Annotated in this window: 11 protein-coding genes; 10 read left to right on the top strand and 1 reads right to left on the bottom strand. The window is 63.9% G+C overall.

All coding sequences use genetic code 11. The annotated features are described in order from the left end of the window. Positions 1-205: 205 nt before the first annotated feature. From ACIU1A_RS30440 to ACIU1A_RS30410, 7 genes are all read left to right on the top strand, one after another. On the top strand, positions 206-1,021 hold the full coding sequence (locus ACIU1A_RS30440) for an ABC transporter ATP-binding protein (protein WP_140497256.1): 816 nt from the start codon (positions 206-208) through the stop codon (positions 1,019-1,021). A 53-nt stretch (positions 1,022-1,074) separates the two neighbouring features. After that, positions 1,075-1,875: a transporter substrate-binding domain-containing protein gene (locus tag ACIU1A_RS30435; RefSeq protein ID WP_140685099.1), complete on the top strand. Its 801-nt coding sequence runs from the start codon at positions 1,075-1,077 to the stop codon at positions 1,873-1,875. A 368-nt stretch (positions 1,876-2,243) separates the two neighbouring features. Then, the gene (locus ACIU1A_RS30430; protein ID WP_140497260.1) at positions 2,244-2,909 is read left to right on the top strand and encodes an ABC transporter permease; all 666 of its coding nucleotides are present in this window, start codon (positions 2,244-2,246) and stop codon (positions 2,907-2,909) included. Next, positions 2,909-3,718, top strand: coding sequence for an ABC transporter permease (locus tag ACIU1A_RS30425; RefSeq protein ID WP_140497262.1), 810 nt, complete (start codon positions 2,909-2,911; stop codon positions 3,716-3,718). Before ACIU1A_RS30430 ends, ACIU1A_RS30425 begins: the two co-directional genes overlap by 1 nt. Before the next feature lie 102 nt (positions 3,719-3,820). Beyond that, entirely contained in the window at positions 3,821-4,822 is a 1,002-nt protein-coding gene (locus ACIU1A_RS30420; protein ID WP_404926014.1) for an Ldh family oxidoreductase, read from the top strand. 237 nt (positions 4,823-5,059) lie between these two features. Further along, entirely contained in the window at positions 5,060-5,341 is a 282-nt protein-coding gene (locus ACIU1A_RS30415; protein WP_404926013.1) for a hypothetical protein, read from the top strand. 258 nt (positions 5,342-5,599) lie between these two features. After that, a complete protein-coding gene (locus tag ACIU1A_RS30410; RefSeq protein ID WP_140559777.1) occupies positions 5,600-6,574 on the top strand; it encodes a complex I NDUFA9 subunit family protein in 975 nt (324 codons plus the stop codon). A gap of 21 nt (positions 6,575-6,595) precedes the next feature. On the opposite strand, the gene ACIU1A_RS30405 is transcribed toward ACIU1A_RS30410, so the two are convergent. Further along, entirely contained in the window at positions 6,596-7,966 is a 1,371-nt protein-coding gene (locus ACIU1A_RS30405; protein WP_140657792.1) for a cytochrome P450, read from the bottom strand. A gap of 231 nt (positions 7,967-8,197) precedes the next feature. Here ACIU1A_RS30405 and ACIU1A_RS30400 point away from each other — a divergent pair, with 231 nt between their 5' ends. The 3 genes from ACIU1A_RS30400 to ACIU1A_RS30390 all read left to right on the top strand — a co-directional run bounded on the left by ACIU1A_RS30400 (position 8,198) and on the right by ACIU1A_RS30390 (position 12,729). Next, a complete protein-coding gene (locus ACIU1A_RS30400; RefSeq protein ID WP_140497272.1) occupies positions 8,198-8,767 on the top strand; it encodes an NADPH-dependent FMN reductase in 570 nt (189 codons plus the stop codon). Between the two features lie 345 nt (positions 8,768-9,112). Further along, the gene (gene gyrB, locus ACIU1A_RS30395; protein WP_140512864.1) at positions 9,113-11,584 is read left to right on the top strand and encodes a DNA topoisomerase (ATP-hydrolyzing) subunit B; all 2,472 of its coding nucleotides are present in this window, start codon (positions 9,113-9,115) and stop codon (positions 11,582-11,584) included. A 227-nt stretch (positions 11,585-11,811) separates the two neighbouring features. Then, positions 11,812-12,729 (top strand): hypothetical protein, encoded by a 918-nt coding sequence (locus tag ACIU1A_RS30390; protein ID WP_404926012.1) that lies wholly within the window; start codon positions 11,812-11,814, stop codon positions 12,727-12,729. Positions 12,730-12,799: the final 70 nt, after the last annotated feature.

Raw genomic sequence — 12,799 nt, 5'->3', positions numbered from 1 at the left:
CCCTTTTTAGCTGAAAAAATCGAGAAAATTTCATGAAAGGCTATTTATACACTTGCACAACAAGGCCGCAAGTGCCGTAATGAGCGGGATTGACGGGCTCGCGCTGTTGGGTCCATGCTGAAGTCTGGAGCGGGGCAGTACAGCGTATGTTGATTAGCCGGGTAGACGTTCGACGAGCTGCCATCGACTACACGGAGGTCACCTGTTGAGCACGGCGGGAGTTGCCGCAGCCCCATCCGGTGAGGCGCAAAATGGCGCCGCCGAAGCCATCCACGTCGAGAACCTGCACAAGAAATTCGGTGAGCTGCACGTGCTGAAGGGCGTCTCGCTGTCGGCGCGCGACGGCGAGGTCATCGCCATCATCGGCGGTTCGGGCTCAGGCAAATCGACGCTGTTGCGCTGCATCAACTGCCTGGAGAATCCGACCAGCGGCATCATTCGCGTCAATGGCGAGGAGATCAAGCTGAAGGCGGACAGCCACGGCCATACCGTGCCGGCCGACCGCAGGCAGATCGAACGCATCCGCTCCAAGCTCGGCATGGTGTTCCAGAATTTCAATCTGTGGAGCCACATGACGCTGATCGAGAACGTCATCGAGGTTCCCGTGCATGTGCTGGGCGTCAAGCGCGACGCGGCGATCGCCCAGGCCGAAAAACTGCTCGTCCGCGTCGGCCTCGCCGAAAAGCGGGATGTCTATCCGGCCTATCTGTCGGGCGGCCAGCAGCAGCGCGCCGCGATCGCTCGCGCATTGGCGATCAATCCGCGCGTCATGCTGTTCGACGAACCGACCTCGGCGCTCGACCCCGAACTGGTCGGCGAGGTGCTTAGAGTGATCGGCGATCTGGCGCGCGAAGGCCGCACCATGGTGCTGGTCACCCACGAGATGAAGTTCGCGCGCGAGGTCGCGACGCATGTCGTCTATCTCTACAATGGACTGGTCGAGGAGGAAGGCCCGCCGGAGCAGATCTTCGGCGCGCCCAGATCCGAAAGGCTCAAGCAATTCATTCGCAACATCGGCTAGCAAACCGAGGGCGGAAGAAAACCGGGAACCAACAACAAACTGGGAGTCGTGAAATGAAGACTGTTCTGAAGACGTTCGCCGCAGCGCTGCTGCTCGGCGTCGCCGCCATGGGCGTAGCCAAGGCCGATCCGGTCAAGATCGGCATCGCCGCCGAGCCGTATCCGCCGTTCACCTCGCCGGATGCTTCGGGCAAATGGGTCGGCTGGGAGATCGAGTTCATCGACGCCGTCTGCGCCGAGGAGAAGCTCGACTGCGTCATCACGCCCGTCGCCTGGGACGGCATCATCCCGGCGCTGACCACCAAGAAGATCGACCTCATCGTCTCTTCGATGTCGATCACCGACGAACGCAAGAAGACGATCGACTTCTCGGATAAGTACTACAACACGCCGACGGCGATCATCGGACCGAAGGACCAGAAATTCGGCTCCGCGCCGGACGATCTCAAGGGCAAGATCCTGGGCGTCCAGGTCTCGACCGTGCATGCCGTCTACGCCAAGAAGCATTTCGGCGCCACGGCGTCCGAGATCAAGGAGTACCAGACGCAGGACGAGGCCAACAACGACCTTGCCGCCGGGCGCCTCGATGCGGTGCAGGCCGATTCCATCGCGCTTGGCGAGTTCCTCAAGACCGACCAGGGCAAGGCCTGCTGCGACCTGAAGGGCATGGTGGCTCCGGACGACGAAGTGCTCGGACCGGGCGTCGGCGCCGGCGTGCGCAAGGAAGACACCGAGCTGAAGGAAAAGATCAACGCCGGCATCAAGGCGATCCGCGCCAATGGCAAGTATGACGAGATCTCGAAGAAATACTTCGATTTCGACATATATGGTGGCAGCGGCACCCAGTCGAACTGACGTGGCGATGCCACGCAGTCGAACTGACGTGGCGATGCCACGCAGTCGAACTGACGTGGCGATGCCACGCAGTCGGACTGACGCGGCGGTGCCACGCAGTCGGACTGACGCGGCGGTGCCACACAGTCGGACTGACGCGGCGGTGCCACGCAGTCGGACTGACGACCTTCGCATGGGCTGGAAGACAAGGCGCTGACGCCAAGTCCTCCAACCCGACCTTTCCCACGCACCCTTGCCGCCGGCGGCTTGCGCCGGCGGATTGAGCCAGCAATCCGGGGGCGAAGCTGATCGATTCATTTCTTCCGGCCTCGGCGGCCGGCATCATCGAACTCCTGTCGCCCGCGCCCGTCGGCTGGGGCGGGACGCTCATGCTCGGGCTGCTGCATTCGCTTGAGATTGCCGTCGGCGCCACGATCGTCGGACTGTTGATCGGAACCGGCGGTGCCTATGGCAAGCTTTATGGCGGCCCCGTGGTGCGCGACCTGCTGGCGGTCTACACGACCATCGTGCGCGCGGTACCGGAACTGGTGCTGATCCTGCTCCTCTACTACGCCGGTACCGACCTGATAAACCAGATGCTGACCGCCATGGGCTATCAGCGGGTCGACATCAGCGGGCTGGTGGCCGGCATCGCGGTGCTCGGTTTCGTCCAGGGCGCCTACTCGACCGAGGTCATACGCGGCGCCATCCTTGCCGTCCCGCAAGGCCAGATCGAAGCCGCCCGCGCTTACGGCATGTCTCCCGGCCTTCTCTTGCGGCGCATCACGTTGCCGGCAATGCTGCCCTTCGCCATTCCGGGTCTCGCCAATCTCTGGCTGATCGCCACCAAGGATACGGCGCTGCTGGCCGTGGTCGGTTTCTTCGAACTGACGTTGGCGACGCGGCAGGCGGCGGGCGTCACCAAGGCCTACCTGATATTCTATCTCGCGGCCGGCATGCTCTATCTGGCCGTGACGCTGTTTTCGAACCTCGTCCTTGGTCGCGTCGAGAAATGGGCGCGGCGCGGCATGCCGTCGATCAAGGAGGCGCGCTGATGGCGAGCGAAGCGGCCATCATCAACAGCGCGGCTCGCGCCTCGCTCTGGCTGCAGCCGCATCGTATCGTGCTGATCCTGATTGCGCTCGGGCTGGTGCTGTCCGCGGCCTTCTTCATGCGCTGGGACTGGCTGCCGCAATATTACGGCCTGGCCCTGCTCGGCATCTGGCGCGCGCTGTGGATCCTGGCCGTTACCTGCCTGTTGGGCTTCCTGATCGCGGTGCCGGTCGGATTGGCACAGGCTGGCGGCCCGATCTGGTTCGCGGCGCCGGCGAAGGTCTTCTGCACCGTCATCAGGGGAACGCCGCTGCTGTTACAGCTGTGGCTGCTCTACTACGGGCTGGGTTCGTTGTTTCCGCAATATCCGTGGATCCGCGAATCCTGGATGTGGCCCTATCTCAGGCAGGCATGGCCTTATGCCGTCCTGGCGCTGACGCTCTCATTCGCGGGCTACGAGGGCGAAGTGATGCGCGGCGCCTTTGCCGGCGTGCCGAAGGGGCAGCTCGAAGCCGCACGTGCGTTCGGCATGAGCCGCTGGAAGATCTTCCGGCGTATCTGGCTGCCGCAGGCCTTCTACCGGGCGCTGCCGACGCTGACCGGGGAAACCGTGCTGCAGCTGAAGTCGACGCCGCTGGTGGCTACCATCAGCGTCATCGACATCTTCGCCGTTTCGTCGAAGGTCAGACAGGACACTTACCTCACCTATGAGCCCTTGCTGCTGCTTGCCTTGATCTATATGGCGATCACCGGCATTCTGGTCTTCGCCTTCGGCAGGATCGAGGCGCGGATTCCGAACAAGATCGGCTAGGACCTAGTGAGTAGGGATTAGTGAGTAGGAAGTGGCTAGCCGCCACCACCCATTGCTGACTACTCACTACTCACTACTCACTACTCACTAAAGGCAATCGCCATGCAACTCAGTCTCGAACAGGCAACCGGGCTGTGCCGCATGGCGGCGCTCGGTGCGGGCGCCAACGAGGAAGTGGCCCAATCGCTGACCGCCTCGATCATATCGGCCGAGGCGGAAGGCCTCTCGACCGTCGGGCTGTCACATTTCATCGACTATCTCGAAGCGCTGGAGGCCGGCCGCATCGACGGCAATGCCGAGCCGGTGATCACCCGGCCGGCGCTCGCAGTCTATCTTTCCGATGCGCAAGGCGGGCTGGCGCATACCGGCTTCGACCGCACGCTCGACGAGCTCGCCAAGGCGGCAAGACTGTTCGGCGTCGCCATCTTTTCGCAGAAGAATGCCTATACATGCGGCGCCCTCGGCTACTTTACCGGAAGGCTGGCAGCGCAGGGGCTGGTCTCCTTCGCCGCCACCAACGGTCCCGCCGTGCTTGCCGGTTCGGGCTCGGTCAAGCCGGTCTATTGCACCAACCCGATGTCCTTCGCCGCACCCGCCGCCGACGGCCCGCCGCTGGTCATCGACCAGTCATCGAGCGCCACCGCCTTCGTCAATATCCGCAAGGCGGCCGAGGACGGCAAGAAGATCCCCGAAGGCTGGGCGCTCGATGCCAGCGGCAATCCCACTACAGATCCGGCCGCAGCCATGAAGGGCGCCATGCTCGCCTTCGGTGGCCAGCGCGGCGCCAACATCGCGCTGATGGTCGAGGTGCTGGCGGCGGGTCTATCGGGGGCAAACTGGTCGCTCGATGCGCCCTGGTTCACCGGCGGCCCGGACAATCCCGGCACTGGCCTGTTCGTGCTGGCCGTCGAGCCCAAGCTGCTCGATCCGGATTTCGAGCAGCGGATGAAGGATCAACTCGATCGGCTGCGCCGGCGCTACGGCGTGCACATACCGGGCCGCTCCCGGGCCGAGGCGGCGGAGAAGGCCGCGGCACGGGGCATCAAGGTCTCCAAGGCCGTGGTGCAGCGCATTTCCGAATTCGCCGAGCGCTATTCGGCCTGAAATAATCTCTTCTTTTCAGCTCATCAGCTGCCGGCGCCTGCCCGCGGCATGGCTATGCGCGTTTTTTTCGCGCGCGGTCTGAACCTTTTCGAGCGTCGGGGCGACCAATGCTTGTCCAGGGCAGGATGAGCTTGCCCGATTCAGACCGGGGGAACAGCACGTCACACCGAAACCTGCTCCACGCCAGGGCATGCCCTTCGCGTCCCGGAAACCCAACCTCAATGAAAGGATACCACCATGACCAGCACCAAGACCACCATTGTGACCGCAGTCCTTCTCCTCGGCTCGTTCATGGGCGCGACCCAGGCGGCCAACCTGAAAACCGCGCCGGTCAAGCCGTCCAGTCCGGGCGTCATTGCCGCGCCGGGCGGCGGCGCCACCGAGGACCACTATTGCAAGAACGGCCACGCGAAATTCGCCAGTTGCAGCGCCGATTTCATCGCGGCCTGCAAGAAGGTCGGTGGCACCATGTCGGATGTCCAGGGCTGGGGTGGGCGTACTTGCTTCACGCCCTCCTGAATACCGTCTCAGGTCAGGCCGCTCCGTCGGCCCCTGGCTTCGCATGGATGCTTCGCATGGATGTCATCCGGAAAACCCCGCCTCGGCGGGGTTTTCTGCGTCAGGCAAGGCGTTCTGAAGCGCTTTTGTCCTGATGCAATTCCCAAGCTGTTTTTCCTGGGAAAGCCGCTTCACAGCGACGACGCGTCACCCTTTGCGTTTGACGCGAAACGGATTATGAAACGGCTTCAGCCAAGCTTTCGAGCGCCGGAGCCAGCCATGACCGAAATCCTGCAGACCCCCAAGCTCGTCGTCATTTTCGGCGGGTCGGGCTTTGTCGGCCGCCACGTGGTGCGGGCCTTGGCCAAGCGCGGCTATCGCATCAGGGTCGCCTGCCGCCGGCCCGATCTCGCCGGCCATTTGCAGCCGCTCGGCAATGTCGGCCAGATCCAGCCCGTGCAGGCCAATGTGCGCGTGCGCTGGTCGGTCGACCGCGCCGTGCAGGGCGCCGATCATGTCGTCAACCTGGTTGCCGTGCTGCATGAGAGCGGGCGGCAGAAATTCACGGCCGTGCACGAATTCGGCGCTCGCGCCGTGGCCGAAGCGGCACGCGCAGCGGGCGCCGGCCTGACCCATATTTCGGCCCTGGGCGCCGACCTGGAAGCCGCATCCAACTATGCACGCACCAAGGCGCTTGGTGAAAAGGCCGTTCTGGAGACGATCAAGGACGCCGTGATCCTGCGGCCGTCGATCAATTTCGGACCGGAAGATAGTTTCTTCAACCGCTTCGCCAACATGGCGCGTTATTCGCCGGCACTGCCGCTGATCGGCGGCGGCCATACCAAGTTCCAGCTGGTCTATGTCGGCGACGTCGCCGAAGCGGTGGCGCGCTCGGTCGATGGCAAGGTCAAGGGCGGTCAGATCTACGAGCTTGGCGGCCCGCAGGTGCTTACTTTCAAGGAAAGCATGCAGGAAATGCTCGCGGTGATCGAGCGCAAGCGCCTGCTGGTTCCGGTGCCGTGGTGGGTGGCGAACCTGCAGGCGTCGATCCTGGGCCTCTTGCCCAACCCGCTGCTGACCAAGGATCAGGTGCTGCAATTGCGCGAGCACAATGTCGTGTCGGAGGAGGCCGCCAGGGCCAACCGCACGCTTGCCGGCCTCGGCATCCAGCCGCAGGCGCTCGGCACGATCCTGCCAAGCTATCTCTGGCGTTTTCGCGCGGCCGGCCAGTTCCAGCGCAAACCGGCGGTCTGAACATAGGCCGACGACGGGCGATTACAGGCGCGAGGTGATCCGCATGGGCAGCCCGCCTTGCGGCTGGGTGGTCAGCTTCTGGACCGGCCACGGCCTGGTTTGCGCGATGGAATCGAAGCGGAAACGCGACAGCAGGACGGCGAGCGCGATGATCGCTTCCTGCATGGCGAAGCTGGCGCCGATGCAGACGCGCGGCCCGGCGCCGAACGGCAGATACTGAAAGCGGTCGATCTTCTCGCGGTTTCCCGGATGGAACCGCTGCGGCATGAACGCGTCCGGCCTGTCCCACAGCTTCCTGTGACGGTGGACGACCCAAGGCATGACCAGCACGGCCGCGCGCCTCGGGATGTGGAGATCCCTCCAGTTCTCCGGCTCGATCGGCTCGCGGTTGATCGACGGCGCCGGCGGATAGAGCCTGAGCGCCTCGTCGAAGGCGGCGCGGGTGAGCGGCATGGCGTCCAGCCATCTGGTCGGATCGGGCTCGCGCGCCAGCACGGCATCGATCTCGCGCTCGATCTTTTCCCGCTCCCATGGCGCCTCGGCCAGGCAATAGAGCGTCCAGCCCAAGGCTCGCGCCGTGGTCTCATGGCCGGCACCGATGAAGGTGATGATGTTGTCCTCGACTTCCGAGCGTGTCAGCCCGTCCGGCCCCTCGGCCTTGAGCAGGAGGGTCAGGAAATCCTGCGGCACGGCATCGGCATCGCGCCTGAGTTTCTGTTCGCGTATCTTGACCGTATTGCTGACGATCTTGCGGAAATAGGCCATGGTCTTGCGGCCGCGGATGCGGGTAAGCCGTGGCAGCCATTCGGGCGCGCGCAGCAGGTCTAGCGGATCGACGCGGCCCATGGTCTCGAACAGCCGGTCGATCTCCTTGGCGAAACTGCCCGGCTCCCCCGCGATTTCCCCGGAGAACAGCGTCTCGGCCAGGATGTCGTAGGTCAGCAGCGTCATGTCGTGGGCAATGTCGGAGGTGCCGCCATCCTCGTAACGGGAGGCGAATTCAAGCGTGCGCTTGAGCATCGGCCCCGCGAAACCAAAGATGTGACGCGGCGTGAACACCGGCGCCATCGCCTTGCGCGAACGCTTCCAGACCTCGCCTTCGGCCGTCAGCAAGCCGTCGCGCAGGATCGGCCGCAGGATGAGCTGGCGCACCGTCGCCATCTTGTAGTTCCTGGCATTGTCGACCAGGACATGGCGAATGAGGCCCGGGTCGTTGGCGATGACCAGCGGTCCGCCGACGCCGTTCACCGAGATCCAGGGCTCGTTGTAGGTCGGCTCTCCCCACAGCTCGAGCGGGTTGCGGTAGACGATGCGCATCATCTCCAGCGTCGAGGGCGGCGATGTGCGCGGCCTCGGCGCCGGCGGAACGAAGGGGGCGGGCTGAGTGTCCATGGCTGCTCCGTTGGCAAGCGCGTCGCGCTAGTCCTTGCCTCCGTTCGATGTAGTGACTGACGCACGGCGCGTCCATGTGGCCTGACGGTAAAAGCCCGTGCCCCGACGGGACGGAGCGATGCTCCCATCATCCGATTGTGACCGCGCGCCAAACGGCGCGGTCTTGTCCATGACGGCGCTCTGCCGTAGGTCACAGTCACCAACAGATACCGTCAATCGAAGGAGCCCGCCTTGAAGCACCAGTTGAACATCATCATCGGCAGCACCCGGCCGGGCCGGGCCGGGCCGGTTTTCGCTCACTGGCTGGAGCGGTTCGCGCGCGAGCACGGCAAGTTCGAACCGGTGCTGACCGACATCGCCGCCTTCGATCTGCCGGTGCTGGACGAGCCGCACCATCCCAGGCTCGGCAACTACCTGAACGATCATACCAAGGCCTGGTCGAAGGCCGTCGATGCCGCCGACGCTTTCGTCTTCGTGGCACCGGAATATAATTACTTCGTCGCACCGGCCATCGTGAACGCGATCGACTATCTCTCGCGCGAATGGAAATACAAGCCCGCCGCCATCTTCAGCTATGGCGGCGTTTCCGGTGGCCTGCGCGCAGCACAGGCGCTCAAGCCGCTGCTGACCTCCGTCGGCGTCATGCCGGTTCCGGAAGGCATCGCGCTGCCGCTGTACCAGAAGCTGCTGGGGACCGACGGCTCCTTCGAAGCGAGCGAGCAGGTGCAGGGCGGGGCAAGAACCATGCTGGAGGAGTTGCTGCGCTGGAGCGAGGCGCTGAAGCCGATGCGCGCCGGCTGATGCAAGCCGGCTCGCCCGCGCCGTAGACAGGCGGAATGTCGGCAAACGACCGAACCGTGGGCGGTTCGGCCTGCGTTTGCCATGCGCTTTGCTGCTGATGCTTTTGATGGCCGCCATCGCGGCAGCCGGCGCCAAGATAGAAGTTCACGATCAAAATTCCTGCGCGACCGGCTGGCTAAGGTCAAAGCCTCTCGCCAATAGCTGGCCGACAGTGCGCTTTTCCGCCGGAAATGCCTGCAAACCTTGGAAAAACCACCTTTAACGCCTATATCTAGGCCATATTGAAAGCGCGATTCGGGGGCGATTTTTCGCGCTCCACCAGCCGCCTCTAGACAACAGGTTTTCATGAGCGACCAGACTGAGAACGCCAACGGCGCCGAAGCCGAATACGGCGCAGATTCCATCAAGGTTTTGAAGGGCTTGGATGCCGTTCGCAAACGGCCCGGCATGTATATCGGCGACACCGATGACGGTTCGGGCCTGCATCACATGGTCTATGAGGTCGTCGACAACGCCATCGACGAGGCACTGGCCGGTCATGCCGATCTCGTCACGGTGACGCTCAATCCCGACGGTTCGGTCACCGTCATCGACAATGGGCGCGGCATTCCCACCGATATCCATCCCAGCGAAGGCATTTCGGCAGCCGAAGTGATCATGACGCAGCTGCATGCCGGCGGCAAATTCGACCAGAACTCCTACAAAGTGTCCGGCGGCCTGCACGGCGTCGGCGTCTCTGTGGTCAACGCCCTGTCGGCCTGGCTGAAGCTCAAGATCCGCCGCAATGGCAAGATTTTCGAGATGAGCTTCACACACGGCAATGCCGACGCGCCGCTGAGCGTCACAGGCAGCTATGAACAGGACAAGCAGCCCGGCACCTATGAAGGCCGCAGCGGCAGCGAGATCACCTTCTTTCCGTCGTCCGAGACCTTCACGATGGTCGAATTCGATTTCGGCACGCTGGAGCATCGGCTGCGCGAGCTTGCGTTCCTGAATTCGGGCGTGCGCATCGTGCTGACCGACGCCCGCCACGCCGACGTCGTGCGGCATGAGCTGCACTATGATGGCGGCCTGGAGGAATTCGTCAAATATCTCGACCGGGTCAAGAAACCGCTGATCGACAAACCGATCGCCATCAGAGCCGAGCGCGACGGCATCACCGTCGAAGTGGCCATGTGGTGGAACGACAGCTACCACGAGAATGTGCTGGCCTTCACCAACAACATCCCGCAGCGCGACGGCGGCACCCATCTCGCCGGTTTTCGCGGCGCCCTGACGCGTCAGATCACCGGATATGGCGATTCCTCGGGCCTGACCAAGAAGGAAAAGGTCTCGCTGATCGGCGACGATTGCCGCGAGGGGCTGACGGCAGTGCTGTCGGTCAAGGTTCCCGACCCGAAATTCTCCTCGCAGACCAAGGACAAGCTGGTCTCCTCGGAAGTCCGGCCCGTGGTCGAAGGGCTGGTCAACGAGGCGCTCGGCACCTGGCTCGAAGAACATCCGAGCGAAGGCAAGGTCGTGGTCGAGAAGGTGATCCAGGCCGCGGCGGCGCGCGAGGCCGCGCGCAAGGCGCGCGACATCACCCGCAAGACCTCGCTGGGCGTCACCTCGCTGCCCGGCAAGCTTGCCGACTGCCAGGAACGCGATCCGGCGAAGTCCGAGATCTTCATCGTCGAGGGCGATTCGGCCGGCGGCTCCGCCAAGGGCGGCCGCTCGCGCCAGAACCAGGCCATCCTGCCGCTGCGCGGCAAGATCCTCAATGTCGAGCGCGCCCGCTTCGACCGCATGCTCAGTTCCGACATGATCGGCACGCTGATCACCGCGCTCGGCACGTCGATCGGCAAGGACGAATTCAACGCCGACAAGCTGCGCTACCACAAGATCATCCTGATGACCGACGCCGATGTCGACGGCGCGCATATCAGGACGTTGCTGCTCACCTTCTTCTTCCGGCAGATGCCGGAATTGATCGAACGCGGCCATCTCTATATCGCCCAGCCGCCGCTTTATAAGGTGACGCGCGGCAAGAGCTCGCAATACATCAAGAACGAAAGCGCGTTCGAGGAATTCCTGATCGGCTCGGGACTGGAAGAAGCCTCGCTCACGCTCGGCTCCGGCGAGGTTCGCGCCGGACAGGACCTGCGGGCGGCGATCGACGATGCCCTCGCGGTGCGCCAGCTCATCAACGGCCTGCACACGCGCTACAACAGAGGCGTCGTGGAGCAGGCGGCGATCGCCGGCGGGCTCAATGCCGACGTCGTCGCCGATCTTGGCCGCGCCAATGCGATGGCGGAGCGGATCGCGCAACGTCTCGACATCATTGCAGAGGACACCGAGCGCGGCTGGACCGGCCGGATGTCGACTTCGAATGAGGGTATCGGCGGCTATGTGTTCGAACGCACGGTGCGCAGCGTCAAGGAATACGCCCATCTCGATATGGCGTTGATCAATTCAGCCGATGCGCGACAGCTCGACCGCTACGCGCAGCGGCTCAGCGACGTCTATGGAGCGCCGCCCGTGCTGCGCCGCAAGGATGTCTCGGAACCCATCTCGGGACCGTTGGCACTGCTCAACGCGGTGTTCGCGACCGGCCGCAAGGGCCTGACCATGCAGCGCTACAAGGGCCTGGGCGAGATGAACGCCGAGCAGCTTTGGGAAACCACGCTCGATCCGAACGTGCGTTCGCTGCTGCAGGTCAAGGTAAACGACGCCACCGACGCCGACAGCCTGTTCTCGCGGCTGATGGGCGACGAGGTCGAGCCGCGGCGCGAGTTCATCCAGGACAACGCGCTGTCGGTGGCCAATCTGGACATTTAATCCGGAGTCATCCCGGGACCATTGGCGCGCGTCGGTCGCGCCAGTGTTTCCCTTGCGAGATTCATTCGAACCGCCGGAACGGAAGCTTCTTTCCAGCATTGTGACAGTATCGATCACAATTCCTGGCGAAGGAGGCTCCCATGGGACGTGGCATCTTGCTCTGGTTACTCGGGGTTCCAATCCCGATCATCCTTCTCATCATGCTTTTCGCGCGATAGGGGGCTGTCATGCAGTCCACCCTGTCGATCACGGATGATCCCGGCGCGGTGGAATCGTCCGCCACCGCTATCAGCTGGGGTCCGATCATCGCCGGTGCCTTCGCCGCCTCGACATTGACCTTCATCCTGATGCTGCTCGGCTCCGGCCTGGGGTTGAGCATGGTCTCGCCATGGTCGGGCTCAAGCGCCTCTATCACCAGCTTCGCGGTTTCGACCGCGGTCTGGCTGATCGTCGTGCAATGGCTGTCATCCGGCCTCGGTGGCTATCTTGCCGGCCGGCTGCGCACCAAATGGGTGGGCGTGCATACCGACGAGGTTTATTTCCGGGATACGGCTCATGGCTTCCTGGCATGGGCGCTGGCGACGCTGCTGGTCGTCGGCGTACTCGGCTCGGCGCTGTCGGCGGCTGTGGGTTCCGGCGTCCAGGCTGTATCCAGCGTGGCCGCCGGCGCCGCCCAGGGCGCTTCGGCCGGTGCATCGGCCAATGCAGGCGGGGCATCGACGGACAATGCCACATCCTATCTGGTGGACTCGTTGTTCAGGCCGGCGGACGCGGCGAGACTGGCGGCAGCCAATCCGCAAAACGACGCGGCGGCGGCGGCGCAGGCATCGCGCATCCTGGTCGCCAGCGCTGCGGCTGGCGAGATTTCGCCCGAGGACAAGACATACCTGTCGCAGCTGGTCGCGGCACGCACCGGCCTGTCGGAAGCAGACGCCAAGACGCGTGTCGATACGCTGCTGGCAAAGGCGCAGGACGCCAAGGCCAAGGCCCAGCAGGCGGCCGATACCGCCAGGAAGGCGAGCGCCACATTTGCGCTTCTCGGCGCCCTGTCACTGGTCATCGGCGCCTTCATCGCCAGCGCCGCGGCCGCCCTCGGCGGCAGGCAGCGCGACGACGAGGAGGCTGTGTTCCTGACCAGCCGTTGAACATCGTTTCAAGCCCGAAACTGAAGAAGCCCGGCGAGCCGGGCTTCTTCATGCGGACGATGTGACCGGG

This window comes from Mesorhizobium maamorense, assembly GCF_044998965.1.
In the GTDB taxonomy this organism is placed as follows: Bacteria; Pseudomonadota; Alphaproteobacteria; order Rhizobiales; family Rhizobiaceae; genus Mesorhizobium.
Note: the sequence above shows the minus strand (reverse complement) of the source record. Positions and strands in the feature narration are given on the sequence as shown.

Coding starts and splice junctions, on each gene's coding strand:
- ACIU1A_RS30435 (WP_140685099.1), top strand. CDS start 1,075: ATGAAGACTGTTCTGAAGACGTTCGCCGCAGCGCTGCTGCTCGGCGTC.
- ACIU1A_RS30430 (WP_140497260.1), top strand. CDS start 2,244: ATGCTCGGGCTGCTGCATTCGCTTGAGATTGCCGTCGGCGCCACGATC.
- ACIU1A_RS30425 (WP_140497262.1), top strand. CDS start 2,909: ATGGCGAGCGAAGCGGCCATCATCAACAGCGCGGCTCGCGCCTCGCTC.
- ACIU1A_RS30420 (WP_404926014.1), top strand. CDS start 3,821: ATGCAACTCAGTCTCGAACAGGCAACCGGGCTGTGCCGCATGGCGGCG.
- ACIU1A_RS30415 (WP_404926013.1), top strand. CDS start 5,060: ATGACCAGCACCAAGACCACCATTGTGACCGCAGTCCTTCTCCTCGGC.
- ACIU1A_RS30410 (WP_140559777.1), top strand. CDS start 5,600: ATGACCGAAATCCTGCAGACCCCCAAGCTCGTCGTCATTTTCGGCGGG.
- ACIU1A_RS30405 (WP_140657792.1), bottom strand. CDS start 7,966: ATGGACACTCAGCCCGCCCCCTTCGTTCCGCCGGCGCCGAGGCCGCGC.
- gyrB (WP_140512864.1), top strand. CDS start 9,113: ATGAGCGACCAGACTGAGAACGCCAACGGCGCCGAAGCCGAATACGGC.
- ACIU1A_RS30390 (WP_404926012.1), top strand. CDS start 11,812: ATGCAGTCCACCCTGTCGATCACGGATGATCCCGGCGCGGTGGAATCG.